The following is a 26325-nucleotide window of genomic DNA, read 5'->3' as shown; positions in this document are numbered from 1 at the left end:
AATTACGCTCCTTTTGCCGCTTTTACTACAGCTTGTGCGGCATCTTTTAAACTATTTTCGACAATAAGATTTACCCCACTGTCTGACAGGATTTTACGCCCTAACTCAACATTCGTGCCTTCTAAACGCACTACAACAGGAACATTTATCCCAACTTCTTTGATAGCGGCAATAACCCCTTCGGCAATTAAATCACAACGAACAATTCCTCCGAAAATATTGACTAAAATGGCTTTTACACCCTTATCTGTCAAAATAATTTTGAAGGCTTCAGTAACCCGTTCTTTTGTCGCACCGCCCCCAACATCGAGGAAATTTGCCGGATTTCCGCCATAAAGTTTCACCATATCCATCGTTCCCATGGCAAGCCCCGCACCGTTTACCATACAACCGATATCCCCTTCTAAGGCGACATAATTGAGTTGATGTTTTTCCGCTTCAGCTTCTCGTAAATCGCTTTGGCTTAAATCTTGGAAAGCCAGTAAATCCTTATGGCGAAACAACGCATTATCGTCAATCGTCATTTTGGCATCTAAACACAGCAACTGACCTTGCTTCGTCACCACTAGCGGATTAACTTCTAAAAGCGAAAGATCTTTTTCTATAAATAACTTCGCTAATTGTACAAATGCATGAGCAAACTGTTTATTTTGTTCTCCGCTTAAACCTAATTTAAATGCTAATTCTCTGCCTTGATACGGCATACCGCCAAATAACGGATCAATGGCGACTTTATGAATCAAATGAGGCGTTTCGCGAGCGACATCTTCAATATTCATTCCACCAGCGGAAGATGCCATAAAGATAATTTGTTGTGAAGAACGATCAATCACTGCACCAAGATAAAGTTCTTGAGCAATATCACAGGTTTCCTCAATATAGATACTATTTACCGGTTGGCCTTGTTTATCGGTTTGGAAAGTTACCAAACGATTTCCCAGCCATTGATGGGCAAAAGATCGGGCTTCTTCCGCATTATGTACCAGTTTTACACCACCGGCTTTTCCTCGGCCTCCGGCATGAACTTGGCATTTTGCGATCCAACGATCACCGTTAAGTTGGAAAAGCGCCATGGCGGCATCATCCGCCGAATGACAAATAATCCCTTCACTCACCGGTAGATCATATTCTTTAAAAAGCTGTTTTGCTTGATATTCGTGTAAATTCATAAGGTTTACCTGCTTTTTTCTGGTTATTTAGGATATGTGAAAATAGTCATCTTTTCGTCGAAAAATAAAAATGCGATCAAAATTGACCGCACTTTTACTCTAAATTTCCAATAATAATCTTGTCGGATCTTCCAATAATTCTTTAACGGCGACAAGGAAACCAACGGATTCTTTACCGTCAATTAAACGGTGATCATAAGACAACGCCAGATACATCATTGGACGAATTACAACTTCCCCATTCAATGCGATCGGTCTCTCTTTAATCGCATGCATGCCTAGAATCGCACTCTGCGGTGGATTAATAATCGGGGTGGACATTAATGAACCAAACACCCCACCATTAGTAATAGTGAAATTTCCACCGGTTAAATCTTCCACCGTTAACTTGCCATCGCGACCTTTTTCTGCCAGTGCTTTAATTTGTTTTTCGATTTCCGCCATACTTAGTTTATCGCAGTTACGTAACACCGGTGTAACCAAACCGCGAGGGGTAGAAACAGCGATACTAATATCAAAGTAATTATGGTAAACAATATCATCGTCATCAATAGAAGCATTTACTTCCGGATAACGTTTTAACGCTTCGACCACAGCTTTAATATAGAACGACATAAAGCCTAAACGTACATCATGCTGTTTTTCAAATTTTTCACCGTAGGTTTTACGCAATTTCATTATCGGTTGCATATCCACTTCATTAAATGTCGTGAGCATTGCAGTGCTGTTTTTTGCTTCAAGTAAACGCTCTGCAATGCGTTTGCGTAAACGTGTCATTGGAACGCGTTTTTCAGAACGAGACTGGTAAGCCACTGTACTGATGGTATTTTGTTCTGTTGCCACCTGTTGTTTTGCTTTTTGCGCATCCCGTTTCGCAATTTCACGCTCAATATCTTCACGGGTTAATCGACCGCCTACACCGGAGCCCTGAATTTGAGAGGCATCAAGATCATGTTCCGCCAGTAAACGTCTGATTGCAGGCCCGTGATCATCAGCATTGTGTTGACTATTTTCAATGGCTGAATGATGGCGATCTGCCGGTGTCGGCTCATTCGATTCATTGATCTTTGTCGTACTAACATCACCTGCTTGAGCTTTGGAAAGTTTACCGAGTAGTTGTTTGCTAACTACCGTTGCGCCTTCGGCTTCTAAAATTTCCGTAATCACACCATCGGACTGAGCCGGTACTTCTAACACGACTTTATCCGTTTCAATTTCAACTAACACTTCGTCACGTTTTACTGCATCCCCTACTTTTTTATGCCATGTTGCCACAGTGGCATCCGCAACGGATTCGGGTAAATCTGGAACAAGAACTTCGATTGTCATGGTCGTTTTTCCTTTACTATTTTTTCTCATGTGGGTTTTAGCCCACCATTTTGGTTACTCTTATTAGTGGATTATTCCACTCATGAAAACATGCAAATTTTGCACCGCACTTTACAATGTCAATGCCTCTTCAACCAATTGTTTTTGCTGTTTAACATGTAATGACATATATCCAACAGCCGGTGAAGCCGAAGCCGGACGCCCTGCATATTTCAATTTAATATCCTCAGGAATGGAACTTTCAAAATTATGTTTGCAGCTATACCACGCCCCCTGATTAAGGGGTTCTTCTTGACACCATACATAATCTTTTACATGGGCATAAGGTTCAAGGGCTTTTTTCATATCTTCATGCGGATAAGGATAAAGTTGTTCGATTCGGATAATTGCTACATCAGTTTGATTATTGGCTCGACGCTGTTCCAGCAAATCGTAATAGACTTTTCCTGAACACATCACAATACGTTTAACCCCTTTCGGATCTAGTTCGTCCATTTCACCAATTACCGTTTGGAATGAACCATTAACAAGTTCATCTAAACTTGATACGGCTAACGGGTGGCGCAATAAAGATTTTGGTGAAATCCCAATTAACGGACGACGCATTTTACGCAAAGCTTGACGACGTAACATATGATAAACCTGTGCCGGTGTAGAAGGGATACAAACCTGCATATTTTGCTCTGCACAAAGTTGCAGATAACGTTCTAAACGAGCGGAAGAATGTTCCGGTCCTTGACCTTCATACCCATGCGGTAACAACATCACCAAACCGCACATTCTGTTCCATTTTTGTTCTCCCGAACTGATAAATTGATCAATCACGATTTGTGCACCATTAGCAAAATCACCAAATTGCGCTTCCCAAATCGTTAGGGTTTTCGGATCGGTGGTTGCATAACCATATTCAAAGGCAAGTACTGATTCTTCAGATAGCACCGAATCCCACACTTCAAAACGCCCCTGGTTGGCATGCAAATGTGTGAGCGGTACATAGCCTGTTCCATCATTTTGGTTATGTACTACAGCGTGACGATGGAAGAACGTCCCCCTTCCCGCATCTTCCCCTGATAAGCGAACGTTTACTCCCTCATCAAGTAAAGTTGCATATGCCATAGTTTCAGCCATTCCCCAGTCAAGCAATTTTTCGCCCTGATACATGGCTTTGCGATCATTATAAATTTTTTCAACACGCGGGTGTGCACGTAAACTTTCCGGATATTCACATACACGTTTTGCCAGCGTGATAAAACGATCTTGCGGGAATTTACTTTCATAAGGCGATGTCCAGTCATAATTAAGATATTGCAACCAATCCATTTTCGCCGTATCCATTTCACGCCATTCTGCCACTACACGTTCGCCATTATCTAGACTGTCACGATATAAATTCATCATTTCAATGACTTGTTCTTCAGTAATCACACCTTCTTTTACTAAACGAGCAGCATAGACCTCACGTGGTGTCGGATGTTTCTTAATGATGCTGTACATCATTGGTTGTGTAGCCAAAGGTTCGTCGGCTTCATTATGTCCATGACGACGATAAGAAATCAAATCAATGAAAATATCCCGTTTGAATAAACTGCGATATTCCACTGCCATACGGGCAACAAAAGCAACAGCTTCCGGATCATCACCATTGACGTGAATTATCGGCGCTTGGATCATTTTTGCAATATCAGTGCAATATTCTGTGGAACGAGTGTCATTTGGATTAGATGTGGTAAAACCGATTTGGTTATTGATCACGATGCGAATAGTGCCACCTACCGTATAACCACGGGCATTCGACATATTTAAGGTTTCTTGTACAACACCTTGCCCCGCTACCGCTGAATCACCATGCACCGTCACGGCTAACACTTGTGAACGTTCTACATCATTTTTCTTAGTTTGGCGTGAACGTACAGCGCCTATCACCACAGGGCTAACAATTTCTAAATGAGACGGGTTGAAAGCGAGGGTTAAATGAACATGCTTTTCACCAACAGCAAAATCGGATGAAAATCCCTGATGATATTTAACGTCACCGGTACGGTCGCCCGAATGTTTACCTGCAAACTCATCAAAGAGATCCTTCGGTTTTTTACCCAGCACATTCACCAGCATATTTAAACGCCCTCGGTGTGCCATCCCCATCATTACATCTTTCACACCTTGTTTGCTGGCGTGGCGAATAATTTCTTTCATTAACGGGATAAAAGCATCACTTCCCTCTAAAGAGAAACGTTTTGCCCCTGGAAATTTCGCACCAAGATAACGTTCCAATCCATCAGCAGCGGTTAATTCATTAAGAAAATTCTTTTTTTCTTCATGGGTAAAGAGCGGTTGATTTAAGCGGCCTTCCAATTTATTTTGAAGCCACATCTTTTGTTCCATATCCTGCACGTGCATAAATTCTAAACCGATAGAACCACAGTAGGTCTCTTTCAGCATTGCATTTAAATCGGCTAGTTTAATGGTGTCTCGTTGATAAACGTAGTGGTTAATATTGAAAGTTTCGTTGAGATCTTGTTCGGTAAAACCGTTATAACGATAATCTAATTCCGGCACATTTGATACTTTCCAACGATAATAATTGAGGGGATCAAGTTTTGCTTCCAAATGACCACGGAAACGGTAGGCATTGATAAATTGTAATACTTTTACTAATTTTGCACTTGCTTCCGGATCAATCACTGTCACCGCTTCGGTGCTATTTTCACGGGCTAAACGTCGGAAATAATCACGCACCGGCGAATGCGGTTGTTCAACCGTAGTTGATTTGGGTAAAGAATCAAAGGTTGTTTTCCAGCTTTTATCAATAGAATTCGGATCGTCTAAATAACGCTCATATAATTCTTCGATATAGGCTTGGTTTGCGCCACCGAATGCGGTTGTTGCCAACCATTCATCAAAATCTTTATTTGGTTGCATGTTTACCTCAAATAATATGATCGATTAATTTCTCTTCCATTATACATAGGATTGAATTGGAAAAATGCCTCATTTATAAGTTTGTTGCAAATTTGTGATCTAGCTCAACAATATTTTTAACTTATAACAAAAAAGCCCGACCAAATTTGTCGAGCTTTAGAAAGTACACTTGATATTGACCTTGTTTTTAAAAAGTCAGGTAAGGCGCAATTTTTTCAATGGTTGTCTCACCTAAACCATCAATTTTTGATAATTCCGCCACATTTTTGATTTTGCCCATTTTATTACGATAATCCACAATTGCTTGCGCTTTCTTTTCACCAATGCCGGAAAGTTTTTGTAAGGTTTCAGCGTCCGCTTTATTAATATTTACTTTAGCACTTGAGGCAATTTTTTGTTTTTCTGTTTTAATCTGCTCTTTCGCTGAATTGAATTTCTCAGAAACTTGGTTTTTCATTGATGAAGTATCTGATGATTTCATTGAGTTAGCTTTTTCTTTCACTACATCTATTTTTTCTTTTGTCGCTTCTTTTGTAGATTTCACCGCCTCTTTAGCTTTTTCTTTTGTCGCAACGACTTTCTCTTTTAGACTATTTTTATCTGCGATAGCATTTTCTTTTTGTTTCTGAATCATTGAATTTACATTCGTTACTGATTCTTTTTTAAGAGTGGTAACCGTATTTTCATTTGAAAATGCAGAACCGGCAACGGCTATGCTAAGTGCGGTCAACGTTAATAAAGATTTTAAAGATTTCATAAAAAACTCCTATAAATAGTGATTTTGTCAGAAGAACATACTTTAAGATTCTAATTTAGGGAATTAGTTCAACTCTGTTCTATTTTTAGAATAAAAAAAGTGCCTCAAAAGAGGCACTACTCGGAAAGCAAAATAGATGTCGGCTATTTGGGATAGCACTTATTTTTAGTGAGGTTAGGTTACTCCCATCAAGATACTTATGCAAATATCTATTTCCAAATTTGTGAAGTAAGTCACGGTTTTTCTTAAAAATTTCCTTTTTACAAAAAAAAGCGTCTATTATGTAGACGCTTCTTCTATAAAATTTATAATTAACCGTTGATAAATTTCTCACCTAATTCAATATCTGCACGTAATGTCGGCAACATTGATTCCAATGCATGTTGTTCAAATTCGCTTAATAAACCGATTGGTAGAATCTCTTCCACACCATCTTTACCTAAACGAACCGGTTGAGCAAAGAAACGGGCATATTTTCCATAACCTTCCACATAAGTGCATTCAACAACAGTCTCTCCTCTCAAACCCTTTATTAAAGAGCGGGCAAAACGAGCGGCGGCTTGAGCCATAGAAAGCGTTGCCGATCCGCCACCGGCTTTGGCTTCTACAACTTCAGTACCTGCATTTTGGATACGTTTTGTTAATGGTACGATTTCTTCAGCGGTAAACTCCGCATAAGGAACTTGAGAAAGTAATGGAAGGATGGTAACACCGGAATGCCCCCCGATAACCGGTACGGTCGTACGGGAAACATTGAGATTTTTCAATTCGGCAACAAAGGTTTCTGAGCGAAGCACATCTAACGTTGTCACACCGAATAATTTACGTTTATCATAAACACCGGCTTTTTTCAGTACTTCTGCTGCAATAGCAACTGTTGTATTAACCGGATTAGTAATAATACCTATGCAGGCCTTCGGGCAAACAACCGCGATTTTTTCAACAAGATTACGAACAATCCCGGCATTGATATTAAATAAATCGGAACGATCCATACCTGGCTTACGTGCTACACCTGCAGAAATCAATACCACATCTGCGCCTTCAAGTGCAGGACTTGGATCTTCACCTGAAAAACCTTTCACTTTCACGGCTGTAGGAATATGGCTGACATCAGCCGCCACGCCCGGTGTTATCGGCGCAATGTCATAAAGTGATAATTCTGTTCCTGCCGGTAATTGTAGTTTTAGCAATAATGCCAACGCTTGACCGATACCGCCGGCTGCACCTAATACTGCAACTTTCATGTATACTCCTTATTAAGTAGATTAATTAACTTTGTAAATTTTAAAAGGTAAACCGATAAATTACAAACATAGAAATTCAATAATGAGATCTAGCTCAAATTTCTAGATAAAACTTGTCTCTTTTTTTACTCAAATTTGTATTTTAGTTGCATATTTTGCATTTTTATGCAACGCTTATGCGGATTAGTCCCATCTTAAAACGAATAAATGGATGATTTAACAAAAACATTTAAAGAATTGCTGAGCCAGGAACGTTTTTCCTCTCAAAGTGAAATAGTTGAAGCCTTAAAAAGCCAGGGTTTTCCAACTATAAATCAATCTAAAGTTTCGCGTATGCTGAGTAAATTTGGCGCAGTGCGTGTGCGTAATACCAAGATGGAAATGGTCTATTGCTTACCAAATGAATTAAGCATACCTGCAACCAGTAGCCCACTAAGAAATCTCGTATTGGATATCGATCATAATGAGTTTTTAATCGTGATTAAGACCACTCCGGGTGCAGCGCAATTAATTGCACGCCTATTGGATTCTATTGGTAAAGCAGAAGGGATTCTTGGCACAATTGCCGGCGATGATACGATTTTCGTGTCGCCGACACGTACAACTGCAATTTCCACTCTAATTGAGCATATTAAAAATTTGTTTGAAAGCTCACTTTAATGAAAATTTTTATTACCGGCGGCACAGGATTAATCGGAAAAAAATTAACCTCTGCCCTAGAAGAACAACATCAACTCACTATTCTCACTCGCAATGAGAAAAAAGCCCGTTCTCTTTTTCCTAAAAAAACGTTGAAATTTTTAACCGCACTTTCCCAGCTTAAAAATTTAGATGAGTTTGATGTAGTGATAAACTTAGCTGGTGAACCTATTTTTACTAAACATTGGGCAACATCACAAAAAGCAAAATTATTTAATAGCAGAGTAAAACTGACACAGCAATTAGTTTCGTTGATTAATGCCGGTGTGAATCCCCCACGCTTGATTTCCGGCTCGGCAGCCGGTATTTATGGTGATCAAGCCAATAAAGTTCTTACTGAAACAAGCCCGACTGTTCATCATACATTCACGGCAGCACTTTGCCATGCTTGGGAAAACACAGCATTACAAGCCAAAACGAAAGTCTGTATTCTTCGCACCGGTATGGTGCTTTCTCCGAATGGCGGGGCATTAAAAAAAATGCTTCCGCTCTATTATTGGAATTTAGCCGGTCCATTAGGTACGGGAAAACAGTACTGGGCATGGATTGCATTAGAAGATATGGTAAACGGCATTTTATTTTTACTTTCTCATGGCGAGTGTCAGGGCATTTATAATTTTGTTTCACCCCAACCAATTACCAATAGAGCGTTTAACCAACAATTGGCTCAATCGTTAAAACGTTGTGCGCCTTTCCCTGCGCCGAAATTTGCCTTAAAACTCGTCTTAGGTGAGCGTGCCAATATGTTACTAGAAAGCCAATATGTTTTGCCGAAACGGCTTATTGAAGCGGGATTCACGTTTCAATATGAAAATTTAACCCAATATTTGACCGCACTTTTTTCCAAAAAATAATATAAAAAAATGCGCCTTAATCCTAATCAAGGCGCATTTTGTTTTTTTAAGCAAATTTAGTCATTATTGCTTGAAAAAATTGAGAGCAATCTTAACAAACTTAAGAATAAGTTATAAATCGCTACATAAATACTTACTGTGGCACGAATATAATTTGTTTCACCACCGTGAATGATATTGCTGGTTTCATACAAAATTGTCATCGTTGAGAAAACAACAAATAATGCACTAATTGCAATGGCTAACGCCGGTATTTGGAAGAAGAAACTAGCCACCATACCAAGTAAAAGCACAATGAAAAGGGCAAACATTGCGGTTGCAAGGAATGACATGTCTTTTTTTGTCGTCAATACATAGGCTGAGCAGGCAAAGAAAACAATCGCTGTGCCGGCAAATGACAACATAATTAAATCTTCCATGCCGTTTGCCACATACATATTGAGAATTGGCCCAATGGTATAGCCCATAAAACCGGTAAAGGCAAATGCCGCTAAAATACCCGCAGGACGGTCAGCTAAACGATGTGTAATGAAAAGTAAGCCGTAAAAGCCAACAAGTAAAACAATAATGTTTGGATACGGCAAATTCATCGCCATAGAAATATAAGCGACAACTGCCGAAAATGCCATTGTTAGACCAAGTAAGAAATAAGTATTACGAAGCACTTTATGGGTGCTTAATAAGGATTCGTTTCTTGAGTCAACAATAATGCGTGATTGCATAAAAGCTCCTTAATAACGTTAGTTAGCATCAAACCCTAAAGTAAGGGCGAGTGTATAAAAAGTCAATGGCTGAGCAAAAATTATTTCCTGCTTTGGCTAAAAAGAAAGCAAAATGAATAAATAAACGCCGAATAAATAGATTTCACTCGTTTTTTATTTACATCAAAAAATTTTGAATTATACTACGCACCGTCAAGTACGGAGGAATGGTCGAGTGGTTGAAGGCACCGGTCTTGAAAACCGGCGAGGGTTTACGCCCTCCGTGAGTTCGAATCTCACTTCCTCCGCCATTTCTTAATAACTCCATAAATGAAGAGTCTTCAAATTCAATAACTTACATTTCGTTATTTTCTATAATTTCTTCTCGTTCATCATTTTCAACTATTAAATTATTAAGTTGCAAAAATGAGTTTGACTCAAATTTGACTTGAGTCTAGCGCCCTTTGTTAAATCAGCGCATTTCCGAACCGGTTCGATAATTTCCCATCCGCTCTTCTCTTTCAATGCCATAAATGGTATTCCATTTTGAATGTACTAACTTGCTTAAGTATAGCGTAGATCATGGAACCGAAAATCGCTTTTTTAGGAATACCATTGCTTCTGCACCTAATGATAATGCTCTTGCTAACTTAATATTATAGGCAGATTACTTTTGTGAGTAGCTTTGTAGTTAAATTTTGGGAGATTATTGATAAAACAATAACAAGGCGTAACAAATGAATTTAAAAAAATGAGTAAAAATAATTTATCGCACTTTGATTTTAAACGGAGGAATTTTGTATTTGAATATTTTGATATAACAATCTGCCCATTTGATGGGCAGATTGCTATTTTAGACATGATGTTTAATTAAGATCTAATGACTTAAGCGGGTTTTCAATAACCTGATCCTTAATGGTAAACTTCAAGTTCGGGTTATCTCTGTAGTTTTCATACAGGTAACGTAACTCCCTTGATGTCACCGAATTATAGAATTCATAGTTCGGATCAAATAATTTCTTCAGATTACCCATATCTATTTGAGTTTTATCTTTATTGAACGTCGTTGTATCCGTTGCTAAACCATCTAACGCAAAATAGACTTTTCCGCCTCTTTCAAGGGTTTCTTTAGCAATCAGTTTGGTTTTTTCTGAAAAGAAATCTTCGCGACTTCTGTTCAGTTCACCTACTGCTGACAGATATTGTTCAATCGCTTCATTTTGCTCTTTAGTGAAAGAAGGTGAGGTTTTCGGATTATCTAAATCCAAATTCTCATTTTGTTTCAGTTTTTGAAATAACTGTTGCTCCTTTTCATTAAATTCAGCGATCCGTTTGAGAGAATCTACTGCAACCGGATTGTTGAGCAATTCCGTGATAATTTTTTTATTATCCTCGACATTGGCTTGATTGATACGGCTGCGAGAAGATGTTGCTAAGGCATTATCCGCCCCCAAATCTTGGAAGTTTGCAATATGATCAATGTCTTGTTGCGTCACTTTCCCTTGTTTAACCTTATCTGCCAATTTAGACAAATTACCAAATTCGTAGCCTAAATTTAACTCACCAATGTAACTATCCGCAAGAATTGGGTTTCGTTTCCCTTTATCGGCTTGGTTAGCACGGTTAATCAGTTCCTTACGCCCATCTTTTAAGCCATAAATCAAGGTATTATTGCCTAAATCTGTGCTTTGTGGTTTAAGGGTTTCCAGGTTGCTATTTGGGCTTGGTAAATGCTCAATCGATTGAATCTCCCGTTTGGCACCAGTATAGCCTTTATCCACCAATTTACTCAGTTGCTCACCTAATTTATGACCCGAGAAGAACGCCTCTCGCTCTTGCGGCTGCTTTTTATACTGCTGCATATTAGTCAGCCCCGAATTGATATAATAAACACCATTTAGCGCCATTAAATTCGCATCCGGTTTCATATGCTCTGGTAACTTATCCTTATGACGGATAATTTGTGCCTGATCGTGATGCGTTAATTCGTGAACGATAGTATCCAAAATTTCTTTGTTATTTTGTTTTCTCGTGCGTAAGAAGCTCAAAATAGGTGTCGCATTCATTTGAACAAGATCATTACCGTAAGAACCTTGTTTCATTGAAAGCGGGTTATTCCCCGTAAACTCCACTTTAGCACGGCTACCTTCAACGCCAGTGACTTCTTTTAGAGCTTCGAACTTCGCTTGTTCAACCAAACCGAATAAGCGTTTAATGCCTTCTTCATTGCCAGAGAGTTTTTGTTTCATTAACTGATGGAACTCTTGGTTTGAGTCCAGTTTATCTACAATCTTTTGGTTAATTTCGCCACGAGATTGTAAATAGGCAGCATCAAGCTCAATTTTACTCATCACTTTGCCCATATTTTTCACATTCTGTCCTTCAAATCCCTCAATAGTATCCGGACGGTGAATCTTATTACGCGTTTCTTTTGCTTTATTTGTTAAAGCCGTCGCTTCTTCAACACTTGAGCCATATGCTAAATCTTGTAATGCTTTTAATAAATGCTCTTTCGGCAAGCTTTCAGCATTTTCAGCCAAAATCTTTAATTTCTTTTCAGCCTCTTTCGCACTATCACGCTCACGCGCTTTTTGTTTCGCTTGTTCAAATAGCTTTTTGGAATCAATTTTCGGTTTATTTACGTCGTTACCGATTTGATTTTCCTCAGCAAGTCTTTGATTATTATTGCTGTTATTGCTATTGACTTTATTGCCAACCACTGCAGGGATTTCTGCGTAATCACTTTCAGCATTCTCGGCTTTGGCCTTATTTCCAACCACTGCCGGAATTTCTGCATAATCACTTTCAGCATTCTCTGCTTTGGCTTTATTGCCAACCACTGCAGGGATTTCTGCGTAATCACTTTCAGCGTTTTCTGCTTTGGCTTTATTGCCAACCGCAGCAGGAATTTCTGCGTAATCACTTTCAGCGTTCTCTGCTTTGGCTTTATTGCCAACCGCAGCAGGAATTTCTGCGTAATCACTTTCAGCATTCTCCGCTTTGGCTTTATTGCCAACCACTGCCGGAATTTCTGCGTAATCACTTTCAGTGTTCTCTGCTTTGGCTTTATTGCCAACCACTGCAGGGATTTCTGCGTAATCACTTTCAGCATTCTCCGCTTTGGCTTTATTGCCAACCACTGCAGGGATTTCTGCGTAATCACTTTCAGCGTTCTCTGCTTTGGCTTTATTTTCAATTACAGCTGGGCTTTCTGTAGAAGCGTTTGCTTTAGTTGGTTGATCAACGTCAGCCATATCCTCTTTTAAGCGTTTGATCGTCATATAATCACTGTTATCTTCACGCTGTACAGATTGCTTCTTCCCTAACGTTTCATCTTTCTCTTTCGAAATTCTAGCCGCTTTTTCCGCTTCTGATTCGGTTTTTACCCTTTTCTTACTCGGATCGATTTGAGCATAGATATCTTCCTCCTGACCTGCTGAATTTGAGGCAGCTTCAGTTGGCGCAAATTTAGGTTTAGCCTCATCGACCGATTTCTCACCTAAGAGACGTAAGAATTCGCTAATCACTTCCGGGCTACTTGCGCTGTCTTTGGTATTATCCGATTGCGGAATAATGGTTTCCTCAAATTTACTGCTAAACTTCGTAAACGGCGGGTATCCCGCATCCAGCAATAATTTATTGACAATAACACGAGCAACACGTCCATTACCTTCAGCAAACGGATGATAAGCAATCACACGTTGGTAAACCATACCGGATAACACACTTGGTTCAACCCCTCTGGCTTTAGCGTCATTAATAAACTCAACCATCTGTGCAAGTTGTAATTTAGATGCCTGCGGTCCAGAGAAAATTGCATCTTCTTTGGTTAAGGATTCTTTTTTATACAACGTTCTGTTTTCACCCTCGTCCGGACGTAAACCATGATTGAGTTTTTCAATACTTTCTACGGTTAGACCATTTTTGGTATCGTTTAAAAACTCTTCTACGGCACCTTTAAGCTTATCTTTTAACTCTGGTGAACGTTGAATCGTTTTTGACGTTTCCGCTAACGCATCGACGATACGTTGAGTTTGCTCCGGCACGCTCATAATTTCATCGCTTTTCGGCAATTTTTTCACTAATTGCTGGATAGCGTTAAATTCCTGTTCGCTTGGTTTAAAGTGTAAGGCTTCGTTGATCTTACGTTCGGTTCTTTTCGCACCGTCTGTGAGAATATCATCCAGCTCAGGTGAGCCTGCCATTTGTTTTAATACCGCTTCAGGGACGCTTTTCTTCGCTGCTTCACGGGCTTCGGCTAAAAACTCACTGTTATTGAGAATTTTTTGTTCAAATTCATCATAACGTTTTGCCTCAAGACTGAGTAACTCTTTCAAATTCAAATTGTCCTCAAGCTTCTCGTAGTTAGGTTTCCCGTTCGCTTGAGCTTCGGTGTCTAATGTTTGATTGCCTTTATTCGCATTTTCCTCTGCCTTTTTGGACGAAGTGCGGTCAGTTTTGAAAAAGTTTTTAATCTTTTGGAAAAATGACGGGGCACTTTGCGCACCGGTTTGTTCCACGTTTGCTGTTTCAGGCATTGTAGGCAATACACGGCTATTGTTGTTATTGCTATTTGCCTGTGCAAGGGAAGACTCGACATTATCGGATTTATTGCCGGTTTTGGCTAATGCAGGGATTTCTGCATAGTCACTTTCAGCGTTCTCCGCTTTAGCTTTATTGCTAACCACCGCAGGGATTTCTGCGTAATCGCTTTCGCCACTATTCGCTTTTGTATTACCACTCTGTGGTAACTCAGGTAAAGGACGTTTAGCTTTATTTTCCTGAGTTAAAGCAGGAATCTCTTCATAAATCGGCTCAGATTTGCCAGATTTAGCTTGAGCATTGCTATCGCCTAATTTTGCATACGGGCTATCCGGAATCTCTTCGTAGATAGGCTCTTGCGATTGTTTCGGTTTTGTCACTTCGCTGTAAATCGGATCGGACTCAGTTGATTTACGCTGAGCATTGGCATTTGCATCACCTAATTTCGCATACGGGCTATCCGGAATTTCTTCGTAGATAGGCTCTTGCGATTGTTTCGGTTTTGTCACTTCGCTGTAAATCGGATCGGACTCAGTTGATTTACGCTGAGCATTGGCATTTGCATCACCTAATTTCGCATACGGGCTATCCGGAATTTCTTCGTAGATAGGCTCTTGCGATTGTTTCGGTTTTGTCACTTCGCTGTAAATCGGATCGGACTCAGTTGATTTACGCTGTGCATTGGCGTTTGCATCACCTAGCTTCGCATAAGGGCTATCCGGAATTTCTTCGTAGATAGGCTCTTGCGATTGTTTCGGTTTTGTCACTTCGCTGTAAATCGGATCGGACTCAGTTGATTTACGCTGTGCATTGGCGTTTGCATCACCTAGCTTCGCATAAGGGCTATCCGGAATTTCTTCGTAGATAGGCTCTTGCGATTGTTTCGGTTTCGTCACTTCACTGTAAATCGGCTCGGACTCAGTTGATTTACGCTGGGCATTGGCGTTTGCATCACCTAATTTCGCATACGGGCTATCCGGAATTTCTTCGTAGATAGGCTCTTGCGATTGTTTCGGTTTTGTCACTTCGCTGTAAATCGGATCGGACTCAGTTGATTTACGCTGAGCATTGGCGTTTGCATCACCTAGCTTCGCATAAGGGCTATCCGGAATTTCTTCGTAGATAGGCTCTTGCGATTGTTTCGGTTTCGTCACTTCACTGTAAATCGGATCGGACTCAGTTGATTTACGCTGTGCATTGGCGTTTGCATCACCTAGCTTCGCATAAGGGCTATCCGGAATTTCTTCGTAGATAGGCTCTTGCGATTGTTTCGGTTTCGTCACTTCACTGTAAATCGGATCGGACTCAGTTGATTTACGCTGAGCATTGGCATTTGCATCACCTAATTTCGCATACGGGCTATCCGGAATTTCTTCGTAGATAGGCTCTTGCGATTGTTTCGGTTTTGTCACTTCGCTGTAAATCGGATCGGACTCAGTTGATTTACGCTGAGCATTGGCGTTTGCATCACCTAGCTTCGCATAAGGGCTATCCGGAATCTCTTCGTAGATAGGCTCTTGCGATTGTTTCGGTTTTGTCACTTCGCTGTAAATCGGATCTGACTCAGTTGATTTACGCTGAGCATTGGCGTTTGCATCACCTAGCTTCGCATAAGGGCTATCCGGAATCTCTTCGTAGATAGGCTCTTGCGATTGTTTCGGTTTTGTCACTTCGCTGTAAATCGGCTCGGACTCAGTTGATTTACGCTGAGCATTGGCGTTTGCATCACCTAGCTTAGCGTAAGGGCTATCCGGAATTTCTTCGTAGATAGGCGCTTCCGATTGTTTCGGTTTTGGCAATTGATCATTATTTGAAGCAATATCGTTCAATCCTCTTGCACTATTTTGATTTGATTTTTTATTTAATGCTTGTTTTGCCTTATTTAGGCCTTTTTGCCCCAATTCAGCCAAATCACCTAGTTCAAACCCAAAACTGGTACTTGCTAATTGTTCATCTCGATGAACGGTTTTAGATTTATTCAAATCCTGATTAATTGGTTTTTCAACAGGCTGAGAATCAATACCTGACAGAGTTGAGTGCTGGGTCGCGTCATAATGTTTTTGTGCCGAACGACCTCCTCTTATATTGGCTTGAGACGTTCCCCGTTCATTTAACCCTATAGATGCACCGAACTCACCACCATCTTTATGATGATAGTCTTCTAAAGAGCGATGAGTAACACTGCCCGTAGTGGTAAGGTCGTTATTCCCACTTTTATCAACAAAATAACCAGCGGTTAAATCCAAGTCTTTAATTTGACCAATCATTTTTCCAGCTTCAATGCCTGATTGCTGATTAACCATCCGACTCGTTTCATCTTCCTGACCATAACCCACTGTTACGCTACCTGTTGGTTTTACGGTTAAAGCCGTGGTTACCGAAGCCCCTACAGAGACACCCACATCCAAGCGTTTATTATGTCTTTCATAGGTATCTTGTTTAGATTCAATTGAGGTTTTCCCTTCCACTTTTGTACGATAAACATCCGCTTTAATATTAGCCCCCGATAGGGTGAGATCGCTTTCTGTATTGATCTCAATTTCATCACCCAACAATTGGCTATTTTGATAGGTAGTCGCGTTGGTATTTGTTGTAGAATATCCTGCTTCAACACCATTAGTTACACCAACTGCACAGCCTTGAGACATCACCCCACAAGACACTGTACCTCCAGCGGACACTTTTGCATGCCAAGATTCATCCGACTCTGTTCTTTCTGTTTTACCCGCATTTATGGTAACTTTATCTTTTGCATTTAGAGAAAGTTTGCCGCTCTTACTGCGTTCAACGTTATTTAACTCAATTCCCCCTTCTGTTGCACTCAAGACCAGATTACCGTTTAAAGTATTACGATTATCCGATTTTTCGTTAAAACCCGTATTAGATTGGCTATAGCCAGCTTGGGCTTTAACTGAGCCACCAACTAAATCACCTGTCACTAAATTAGCGATGTCACTCGTCACTTGTAATGCAGCCGTACCGTCTTGTTTAATGCCTTTTTTAGCATCTTCTGCTTGTTTAATTGAATGGCTGACAATATCAGCAACTGCAGAGTGGGCTTCGCCGACTAAACCTAATTTAAAAGAAGATTTAGACGATTTAAAATCAGTTTCATCTTGGTATTTGGTTGAAATAATTTCTTTGGCGGTTAATTTCAACTTATCATTACGCAGGTTTTTCTGAGCGTCAAAAAAGGCTTGATCTTTTTCCGCCATCAGTTCTTCAATTTCTTCTTTAGATAGCTTGCGTAAATTTGGATTAGTACCTTTTGTTTGATTATTTTCTACAGGCTTCTCTACTTCTGAAGCTTTATCTGTAGAATTGTCATCTTCTGTTTTATTCGCTTCTTCGTTGGTTGTTGACTGCGTTAATTCAGATGCGGATTCAGACATTGATTTATTAATATCAAGTCCACCGATATCTAAAGTCCCTAAAACCTGTAAATCACCGCTTTTCGCGTCAAGTTCGCTATTGACGTTTTTCAAGTCAGTTCTCGATGATTTTTCTTGCTCAAACTTTATGCCTAATTCAGCATTAGCCCCGGTGTAATCACTTTCTGATATTTGAGTCAAGACACCATCGACACTATCAGCAGAAGCCGAAACAGACTTACCGCCACCGGCAGCTAATGCGCTTGCAAATATACCAAAGACGCCTTTTGATTTATCCGTATGTTGGATATTTTGCCCTGTTTTAGTTTTATAATCACCTTGTATAACACCGGTTACACGATCTGCTTTTATCTTGCTACCGGTCTGTTCTACATCACCTTTTACAGCCAAATGAAGATGATCAAATTCTAATTCTGAACCAACGGATTCCGCACTATAAGTATCTTCCGTTTCTCCCCCAACTTTCTTTTGTATTCCAAACAATCCAGTAGCTAATATCTCTTTCTGTTTATGACTACTGCTAAATTTATGAGAATCTTTAGCTTTGAGATCTTTAGTTTTTACAAAACCAGTTTTTGCTTTTACATCAGAGGCTGTAATATTGATATCGCTATCTAAATCAGTTTCTAAATGTAGGTGTTGTTCTGAAGCTATCCTTGATTTCTGAATAACCGTATTTCCTTTCTCGTCAGCATAGGAAGTCGCGCTTGATTCAATTCCTTTATGACCTTTTAGACGAACCAATTCTTTGCCTAAAATATCCCCTGTATTTTTAATTTTATTCTCAGCCTCAATATCAACTCGGCTGCCTGCAATCGTGCCGGAATTTTGTACGTCTTTCGCCTTCAATTTCAATTCTCTGGCCTTTATGACCGCACTTCCTAATCCTTTATATTTTTCCGCATCTTCTAAAGTTTGTTTTGCAAAATAAACTTGAGGAATATACGTCTCTTTTCCATTAATGGTTGATTTGACATACCAAATAATATCCTCTTTTAAGTTATCTTGCTGTTCTTTAGTTAATGCTTTACCTAAGGTTAGATTTAGATCTCCAGACGTATGGTACGCATTATCCATTAAACGTTTAACCAACTCGACATTAGTCAAATCGTATTTTAGTGCCAAATGATTATCGACCTTTTTCTCAATACTACGAGTAATCAATTGGTGTTCAAAATAGCTATCGCCAATGACACTTACTTTGTCTTCCGTTCCTCTTGGAGCAATATTATTAAAGAAATAATCAGAACCGACATAATCATTTTGATTAATATACTTCATTCTGGTGTGATAAAGCGGATCAACCTCTACTCGAGCTCGATCCTTATCTAGCGGAATTTCTTTTTGTTTTGCCAATTCATCAGCTTTTCTTTTCTCTTCGGCTAATTTTTTCTCATACTCTTCGAGGCGTTGTTTTTCCTGTTCAGAAAGCGATTCTAGTTTTTTCTGTTCCTCTTCTAATTGTTTTTTTCTACGTTCTGCTTCTTCTAAACGCTCTTTTTCAAAAAGACGTTCTTTTTCTAGACGCTGTTTTTTCTCTTCTTCAGTTTCACCTAATAGATCTGTATCTTCTTTCGGAACTAAGATATTGGTGTTGTCCTCTTTTTTCTTATTAAACGAGCGATCAATGAATAAATTCGGATTAGACAATAATTCTAATAATGTGGATAAATCAATTTCGCTATTGCCATTATTTTCCGGCTGTACAACAAATGGTTTTAATTGAATCGGCGGTGCTTGGATTGTATGCTTCCCAATAGACACTTTATCATCAAAAGCTCCTTCCTCGCCTCTTTTACCATTTACTAAAATATTAGTATCTCCAATAAAAGAGCCGGCTAGTATTTTTGATTTTTTATTAGGATAAAGCTCTATATTTTTAGAACCAAGTTTACTTGCTCTTTCTGAAGCCTCATATGCTGCTTTTAATTCCATCAAAGATTTACTTTCCCAATTAGCACCTAATATAGTTGTTAATGTGGATTGTAATAATGGAGATCTGACTGATCTTAATAGTTTTAAAACTTGTACTTTATCTAGTGAGACAGGGAAAGCACGAGTTTTTTTTATGTAACGCTCAGTACCTTTCGTTTCAAAAAAGAATTTTATTAATTGAGCTACAGAGTTAAATTTATATATCATATTGCCCTGTAATGGAATTTCGATGCCATTGACAATAGGTTGGAATTTTATAGTAATATTTGCTGGTGAATTTAAATAATAATCAAATATATTAAATTTGGCACTTCTCATATCATTAATGATGCTTTTTGCTCCATTAGAAATTAGATTTCCTTGAATGTTAATAATGCCGTGATTAGTTATTCCTGCATCACTTAGCTTGGAATCTTTTTGAATAAATTCAAAGTCACTTTCACCACGAATATTACCTATATGAGAAATTTTTAAATTATTCCCTAATCTTGGAATAGAGCCGGAAATGCTATAATAATCCGTTCTGCTTGACCCTGGATCGATAATTGTCAACTCAATATTTTGATCATAATGGTATACACTGCCCTGAAACTCAATATCATTCAATAACTTTTCTGCTGATACAGTGATTTTTCCTTTTGAAAGAATTTCTCCCCGATTATGAATAATATCATCGGCATTTAAATTCATTACACCATCTGAATGTAAAACGCCAGTAGCATTATTGGTAATATTTGAGAAGGAAGTTAGATTTAAGCTGTTTTTTGCCCCTAATAAACCTTCGTTTATAATTTTTTGACCCTTTACAGATAATTGATTAGCGCTAGTTAATACCCCTTTATTGATAAAAACATCATCGTTTGAGTTGATATCCAGTGAAGATGATAATTGGTTTTCCGAACCTTTATCAAAAAAGATTTCTTTAGCAGAAAGCGTTAATTTTTCTCTAGCCTCCGGTAGTTTATGAGAAGCTGAGTGGAAATGGGTGACTCTAAACGTAAGGTTCGCAGTTCCTTTACTTTGAATAGTCCCATTATTGTGATAACCATCATCCGGAGTAATATTATTTTGGGATAAAATATTACCAAAGGTAGATATATCAAGCGTCTTTTCAGCTAGAATATCTTTCTTATTATTTAGCTTTTCTACATAAATTTTATTAAAACGAGCTGCAATCGTACCGCTATTTTCTAGATTCTTACCCTTAATATCCAGATTTGTTGCAATTACAGTTGAGTCCTTACCAATTTGAGTTGATTGACTATTGATATTAACGTTTGTACCTCTAATTTTGGCATTTTTGTCCGTTGCAGTTTTATCCGCAGAAATATCAACTTTTTGACTGCTTACCTTTGTATTTTGTTTTAGATTAACTTCAGTTGAGTTTAGATTGATTGCTTTCCCAGCCGAGATTTGGCCATTAATATCAAGCTTTTTACTGCCCTTTGAGGATAAGTTCTGTTTAGCTTGTAATGTAGCAACTTCAACCTTACCTTGTTCATTCTCAATTTGGATATCTTTCTCGGAAAGAATGATACCTTTGTGATTTACCCCTGCACCCGTATCTGTTGTGATAAATTGGATATGATTACCATACATAGCGCCGGCTTCTGTACCGGTAATTGCGATTTCCGTGGATTTAGCCTGCTTAGATTTCACCTTTCTTGCTTTCACATCGTATTCTGATGAACCTGCTACAAAGGTTATATTGGTTTCAACAGGCGCTTTATCATTAATGTTACGAACTGCTCCTTTTTGCTCAATTTTTTTCGCAACAATATCTAAATATTTCAATCCGTCAGTGGCAATCCCGTCTTTATCAATGGTTACGGTTCCTTTCTCAACAGACAGTTTTAAGCCGTTTTTCGGATCAATCACATTACTGGTTGAAGCTACAAAACGATCCGTATTGAATGTTTGTACACCGTTAATATTAATTCCGTTCGGGTTAATAATTAATAGATCTGCTTTATCACCAAAAACTTCTAATCCACCTTTAATTTTACTCATTTGGTTGCCTGTTACCTGAGTTAAAATAGCTTTGGCTGTATCTTTATCAAAGTTTTGGTTTTTGTCTAAATGACCGACTAAATAAGAACTTCCTTCCTTATTGCTGTTATTAAATACCGCACCATTGCCTACATTGAATTTTTGGAATTTATTATCAGAAATACCATCATATTGAGGTTTGGCAATCTCAATAATATGTACGCCATTGGTTGTTTCAGATATTTTTGTTTCATGATTACCTTTATCTAAAACGATATCCTTACTATTTACATTAGCAAATACGGTATTTGGTACAACAAATAAGAAGGCTAATGCTGCATTTCCCAGGTGCAACAAGCGTGATTTAATAAGACAAGAAAATGTAGATAGACGGAAGATATGTCGTCCTTCACTGCTAGATTCGCATTCTTCTTTATTTTCTACACTACCTGTGTCACCTGATTCATAATTAATATATTCAGCGACAGGAACCAAACATGATTTTGATTTACTAAAAATCAGTTTATATCTATTTTTATTCATACTAAGTTTCTCCTATATTAAAAATATGAATTAAAATGAAATTGAGCCGTTTACATAGTAAATGTGGGCATCACCTTTATTTACTTTTACATTCTTAATTGGCTTGGAATAAGTGAAAGATAAGTTAAGGCGACTGATTTGAACTTTTGTTCCAATAGCCATCCCTGCAATAGTTTCGTTACCTTGATTGAGATGTTTAAATATGCGACCGAAATCAACGCCTAAGAAAGGTTTGATTTGGGAAATAGACATTTTTTGAGGATAAAATGGGATATCAAATGTTTGCGAAATATAATAGCCACTGTCTCCAGAAGTAATTCCACCTTTAAATCCTCTTACGGTATATTCATCTCCGATAGAGAATTGATTATCAGAATACAAACTATAAGGAGAGTATTGGAATCCTAAACGAAGTTGATAATTAAGCGCTCTTTCTTTAACCAAAAAAGCTTTATACCAGCTCATTGTGCCTGATAATAAAGAGAGTGTTTTATCTCCTTTTGAATTATATGCAAGGCTATCGGCGCCAAACCAACCTAAACCGTTTGAATAAGAAATATCGTTATACAGTTTTCCTCCTAAAACATTTGTAATATAGGATAATCCGACTGTGAGTTTATTATTATTGTAATGGCTGACTAAACGATCCCCAATATAGTTTTTCTTTGTTTTAAATTCTAATTCGCCGTAACCTGAAAAAATCATATCTTTATTACGAGCAAGAACTTTAGCAAGTTTAATATTTGCAGTTTTAATTTTCCCCTCGGAGCTATAACTGTGAATACCTTTTATTTCTTTCTTACTATCCGATTGTGAAACTCTTAAATCTAATGTATAAGAAGAGAATGGTTGGCTATAACTTAATAGATAGTTTTGTTGATTATTTCGTTTATGTTTTTTGTATAATCGATATCCCGTTGAAAAATACCAACTATCATTAATTCCCAGTAAATCGCTCCAGCTAATACTTGCCGTAAGTTGATTCCGTCCGTTTTCGTTGTTTTCTGCACCGGAGTTATTAAAACCTAATGTAATACGGGGCAAATAGGTACGCTGAGTGATTAAATTAAAGTTAGACTCACCATCTTTCTCTGCCGCAATAACTTTTATTTCTGTGGATTTATTTGTTGTATTTAAAATTTCAACTAACTGATCAACATCATAGACATTAAGTAATTTATTTTTTAAATTAGGCAATACAAACAGCATTGCTTTATCTTTAAATGTTTCCGGAAGAGCACCATTGACAAAATAATCGCTAACATAGCCCCAATGAATAATAAAATCCAATTCGTTTTTATCGGTAACATTACTCTTTAAGCCAACGGCACTTGTTACATAGCCTGCACGGTACAGTACATCGGTTAAATCTTTAACTAATGCAAAAACTTGCTTAGTCGTCAGTGGCTTTCCTTCATACTGTTTAATGACAGAATCAAAATCCAAGCGAACGCTTTGTCCTGCTTGATCGACGGTAATGCGCTTAATGGTTCGATCTGTTTGTGTATCATCGGTCAATGTATTATCCGTTTTCGGATCAGCCTCTTTGCGCAGGAATTTCTCCGCCTTTTTTAAAGCTTCGTCAGTTTCTTGAATTATTCTTTGATGCTTTAACTGCTGCTGTTCTTGGGTAAGAACGTCTGTTGCAAAAGCCGTTCCCGAGAATAAAGATAAGTAAAATAAATAGCCGATAGATTTTCTCGCTATTGAAGATTTCATTAATTGGTCTCCTTAATATGTAATATGCCTAAGTTATTCAATTAGTAATAAAAATTAAGACGATAAGCTACTTTCTATGAAGTAGCCCTGATTCTGCTACTACAATATGTCAACGAACCTGTATATCCGGCGAAGGTCGAAACTTTATTACTCTACCGGACATAGCATTATGAGCTAAACTTAGCGGAGATGATTTTTCACCGTTTGTAGATTTGTATTTTTCAATAAGCAAAATCACACCCATATTAGACGGAGCTTTTCTTCAAAAATGACAAAAAAATGTAATAAACCTTCCCAAGCGAGCAAATAATAATCAAAATGATTATCACATAATCAAATCTTCTCAAATTTTTCCAAAAAGAAATGAGTTGAAATCAATTCGCCCTAAAATTTCATACTATTTTTGCGTTAAACAAGTTTATCAATGTGTCTTTCGCAAGTTGCAGAACGTTAAACTGTTACAGAGTAAAATGAATTGGTAATTTGGCATGGCGGTTGTGTGTGAAAATTTGATAGGAATAATGTTTATATATAGATGTTTGAACATTGGTTAAGTCTTAAAAAGTGGCTAGAGTTTCCCCTCTCCTCAGTGAGTTCAAACCTCACTTCCCGCCATCAATAAAAAATCCCTTAGTTAAAAAGCTAAGGGATTTTTGTTTTTTACCAGCAAAACCTTTCATTTACATGATTTTCCGATCGCTCTTTTTGCCACTTCGCTTTATTTTGTGGATCAGCAAAAAACTCATCCTGTGCCTTTAAACGAAGCTTCAATTTTTTTTCGGCTGCTTTTAATGCAACTTTGCGATCTTGAAATTTGGAGGGTAATGCTTTTATAAAAACCGTTTCATAAGGATGGGAAATCACCCAATTTACTGCCTCTTCCGCAGTTTTACGTTGTTTGTTTAAATCACAAAAAGCGTAGGGATTCACAAATTGCTCTACCACTTGGCTAAATCCCGTATTTTCCGCCACAGTTGCCTTTGGTAAATCCAACACATAAAATGCTGTAATTAAACGGTTTTGTCCACGATAAAACCATTTCACCGCCTCATCACGTAAGCCGAAATCATAAGCACGGGCTGCTAGAGTAAACAAGGTGATTGGCGAAATCCGTGCCGGATTTCTTTGCACAAATTCGACCGCACTTTGATACCCGTTTAAGGTATTTTCCCGCAACATCGGATCAAGTTGCTTATGTACAAATACGTTTCCTGCATTGCCCTTTTCCGAGGAATAATAAGGTTTCACATAAATATCAATAGATTTCACCGGCTCTTTGCTGATCGAGCTACAAGCGGTTAAACCAAGTGCGGTCAAAATTACAGGAATTTTTACGGCTAATTTCACAATGCCTCCAACAGGAAATAATCCTTGAAATGAACTTATATCTCATCAAAATTTTGGTGAATTTTAACAGAGTTTTCACTTTTTCCTATATAATTGGGCAACAAACCGAACATTATGCAGCATATGAAAATCCACTTAATTCGTAGTCAGATAACCCTTGATTTTAATAATGAAAGAAGCCTACTCGATCACCTCAAACGCAACAATATACACCACGAATACCAATGCCGTAGCGGTTATTGCGGTTCTTGTCGGGTGAAGATCAAAAAAGGCAAGGTATCCTATTCGGAAACTCCCCTTGCCTTTATCCAACCCGATGAAATTTTATTATGTTGTTGTCGTGTAGAAACGGATCTTGAATTGGAATTATAAATTATTCAAATCCAACACATCCGTCATATCAAATAAACCATGGGATTTATTTTCCAACCATTTCCCCGCCCGTACCGCACCGTTTGCAAAAGTCATTCGGCTTGAGGCTTTATGGGAAATTTCCACTCGCTCCCCAATATCGGCAAACCATACGGTGTGCTCACCCACGACATCAGCGGCACGAATGGTTGAAAAGCCGATTTCATCAGGCTTACGCTCGCCTGTAATGCCCTCACGACAAAATACGCCATGGGTTTTCAAATCACGTCCTAAAGTTTTTGCGATATGTTCCCCCATTGAAAGTGCCGTACCTGAAGGAGCATCGACCTTATGACGATGGTGTGCCTCAATAATTTCAATATCGCAATAATCGCCCATCACCTTGGCGGCTTTTTCCAATAATTTGAATACTAAATTCACGCCGACACTGAAATTAGAAGCAAATACAATGGCAATTTTTTTAGCGGCAGATTGAATTACATCTTTACCCGCCTCATCAAATCCTGTCGTACCAATCACCATTTTTTTATTATTCGCCACACAAAATGCAATATGTTTAAGCGTGCCTTCCGGACGGGTAAAATCAATCAGCAAATCAAAATTGTCTTTTTGTTCGTGAAAATCATCAGACACCTTAATACCTAAATGCCCAATACCTGCCAACTCACCGGCGTCCGTTCCTAATAATGACGATCCTTGACGCTCAAAAGCAGCACCCAAGGTGACGCCATCCGCACCATGAATCGCTTGAATCAATTGACGTCCCATTCTGCCGCCCGCACCGGCAACCGCAATTCTTAATGTCATATTT

General features: G+C 38.5%; 13 protein-coding genes and 1 tRNA gene. 4 read left to right on the top strand and 10 right to left on the bottom strand.

What is annotated here, in order from left to right:
- Window positions 1-2 precede the first annotated feature (2 nt).
- From sucC to mdh, 5 genes are all read right to left on the bottom strand, one after another.
- Window positions 3-1169 (bottom strand): ADP-forming succinate--CoA ligase subunit beta, encoded by a 1167-nt coding sequence (sucC, locus tag FEE42_RS01410; RefSeq protein WP_164027533.1) that lies wholly within the window; start codon window positions 1167-1169, stop codon window positions 3-5.
- A gap of 99 nt (window positions 1170-1268) precedes the next feature.
- Complete coding sequence (odhB, locus tag FEE42_RS01405) at window positions 1269-2498, bottom strand: 2-oxoglutarate dehydrogenase complex dihydrolipoyllysine-residue succinyltransferase (RefSeq protein ID WP_164027532.1); 1230 nt, start codon at window positions 2496-2498, stop codon at window positions 1269-1271.
- Window positions 2499-2609: 111 nt separating this feature from the next.
- Window positions 2610-5417, bottom strand: a complete 2808-nt coding sequence (sucA, locus tag FEE42_RS01400; RefSeq protein WP_164027531.1) for a 2-oxoglutarate dehydrogenase E1 component — start codon at window positions 5415-5417, stop codon at window positions 2610-2612.
- 187 nt (window positions 5418-5604) lie between these two features.
- Window positions 5605-6174, bottom strand: a complete 570-nt coding sequence (locus tag FEE42_RS01395) for a ComEA family DNA-binding protein (RefSeq protein ID WP_164027530.1) — start codon at window positions 6172-6174, stop codon at window positions 5605-5607.
- Window positions 6175-6485: 311 nt separating this feature from the next.
- Window positions 6486-7421, bottom strand: a complete 936-nt coding sequence (gene mdh, locus FEE42_RS01390) for a malate dehydrogenase (RefSeq protein WP_164027529.1) — start codon at window positions 7419-7421, stop codon at window positions 6486-6488.
- A gap of 207 nt (window positions 7422-7628) precedes the next feature.
- Between mdh and argR the strand changes: the two genes are divergently transcribed.
- Both argR and FEE42_RS01380 read left to right on the top strand, forming a co-directional pair.
- Window positions 7629-8081: a transcriptional regulator ArgR gene (gene argR, locus FEE42_RS01385; RefSeq protein WP_164027528.1), complete on the top strand. Its 453-nt coding sequence runs from the start codon at window positions 7629-7631 to the stop codon at window positions 8079-8081.
- On the top strand, window positions 8081-8974 hold the full coding sequence (locus FEE42_RS01380) for a TIGR01777 family oxidoreductase (RefSeq protein WP_135968514.1): 894 nt from the start codon (window positions 8081-8083) through the stop codon (window positions 8972-8974). The genes argR and FEE42_RS01380 overlap by 1 nt, the downstream gene beginning before the upstream one ends.
- A gap of 56 nt (window positions 8975-9030) precedes the next feature.
- Here the strand turns inward: FEE42_RS01380 and FEE42_RS01375 are convergent, their stop codons facing one another.
- Complete coding sequence (locus FEE42_RS01375; protein ID WP_059366155.1) at window positions 9031-9696, bottom strand: Bax inhibitor-1/YccA family membrane protein; 666 nt, start codon at window positions 9694-9696, stop codon at window positions 9031-9033.
- 200 nt (window positions 9697-9896) lie between these two features.
- On the opposite strand from FEE42_RS01375, the gene FEE42_RS01370 reads away from it, so the two are divergent.
- Window positions 9897-9986, top strand: a tRNA-Ser gene (locus FEE42_RS01370).
- Window positions 9987-10541: 555 nt separating this feature from the next.
- On the opposite strand, the gene FEE42_RS01365 is transcribed toward FEE42_RS01370, so the two are convergent.
- From FEE42_RS01365 to FEE42_RS01355, 3 genes are all read right to left on the bottom strand, one after another.
- A complete protein-coding gene (locus FEE42_RS01365; protein ID WP_164027527.1) occupies window positions 10542-22076 on the bottom strand; it encodes a two-partner secretion domain-containing protein in 11535 nt (3844 codons plus the stop codon).
- A gap of 30 nt (window positions 22077-22106) precedes the next feature.
- Window positions 22107-23795 carry a ShlB/FhaC/HecB family hemolysin secretion/activation protein gene (locus FEE42_RS01360; protein ID WP_077663997.1) on the bottom strand — a complete coding sequence of 563 codons (1689 nt, stop codon included), beginning with the start codon at window positions 23793-23795 and terminating at the stop codon, window positions 22107-22109.
- A gap of 660 nt (window positions 23796-24455) precedes the next feature.
- The gene (locus FEE42_RS01355; protein ID WP_135969251.1) at window positions 24456-25142 is read right to left on the bottom strand and encodes a hypothetical protein; all 687 of its coding nucleotides are present in this window, start codon (window positions 25140-25142) and stop codon (window positions 24456-24458) included.
- 123 nt (window positions 25143-25265) lie between these two features.
- On the opposite strand from FEE42_RS01355, the gene yfaE reads away from it, so the two are divergent.
- Window positions 25266-25514, top strand: coding sequence for a class I ribonucleotide reductase maintenance protein YfaE (gene yfaE, locus FEE42_RS01350; RefSeq protein ID WP_059368822.1), 249 nt, complete (start codon window positions 25266-25268; stop codon window positions 25512-25514).
- On the opposite strand, the gene dapB is transcribed toward yfaE, so the two are convergent.
- Window positions 25509-26321 (bottom strand): 4-hydroxy-tetrahydrodipicolinate reductase, encoded by an 813-nt coding sequence (dapB, locus tag FEE42_RS01345; RefSeq protein WP_164027526.1) that lies wholly within the window; start codon window positions 26319-26321, stop codon window positions 25509-25511. The genes yfaE and dapB overlap by 6 nt on opposite strands.
- Window positions 26322-26325: the final 4 nt, after the last annotated feature.

Origin of the sequence: Rodentibacter caecimuris (genome assembly GCF_010587025.1) — a bacterium.
In the GTDB taxonomy this organism is placed as follows: Bacteria; Pseudomonadota; Gammaproteobacteria; order Enterobacterales; family Pasteurellaceae; genus Rodentibacter; species Rodentibacter caecimuris.
Note: the sequence above shows the minus strand (reverse complement) of the source record. Positions and strands in the feature narration are given on the sequence as shown.

Bases quoted from the DNA above. Each gene is read 5' to 3' on its own strand.
- FEE42_RS01380 (WP_135968514.1), top strand. From the start codon at position 8,081: ATGAAAATTTTTATTACCGGCGGCACAGGATTAATCGGAAAAAAATTA.
- dapB (WP_164027526.1), bottom strand. From the start codon at position 26,321: ATGACATTAAGAATTGCGGTTGCCGGTGCGGGCGGCAGAATGGGACGT.
- odhB (WP_164027532.1), bottom strand. From the start codon at position 2,498: ATGACAATCGAAGTTCTTGTTCCAGATTTACCCGAATCCGTTGCGGAT.
- mdh (WP_164027529.1), bottom strand. From the start codon at position 7,421: ATGAAAGTTGCAGTATTAGGTGCAGCCGGCGGTATCGGTCAAGCGTTG.
- FEE42_RS01360 (WP_077663997.1), bottom strand. From the start codon at position 23,795: ATGAAATCTTCAATAGCGAGAAAATCTATCGGCTATTTATTTTACTTA.
- FEE42_RS01375 (WP_059366155.1), bottom strand. From the start codon at position 9,696: ATGCAATCACGCATTATTGTTGACTCAAGAAACGAATCCTTATTAAGC.
- sucC (WP_164027533.1), bottom strand. From the start codon at position 1,169: ATGAATTTACACGAATATCAAGCAAAACAGCTTTTTAAAGAATATGAT.
- yfaE (WP_059368822.1), top strand. From the start codon at position 25,266: ATGAAAATCCACTTAATTCGTAGTCAGATAACCCTTGATTTTAATAAT.
- sucA (WP_164027531.1), bottom strand. From the start codon at position 5,417: ATGCAACCAAATAAAGATTTTGATGAATGGTTGGCAACAACCGCATTC.
- FEE42_RS01365 (WP_164027527.1), bottom strand. From the start codon at position 22,076: ATGAATAAAAATAGATATAAACTGATTTTTAGTAAATCAAAATCATGT.
- argR (WP_164027528.1), top strand. From the start codon at position 7,629: ATGGATGATTTAACAAAAACATTTAAAGAATTGCTGAGCCAGGAACGT.
- FEE42_RS01395 (WP_164027530.1), bottom strand. From the start codon at position 6,174: ATGAAATCTTTAAAATCTTTATTAACGTTGACCGCACTTAGCATAGCC.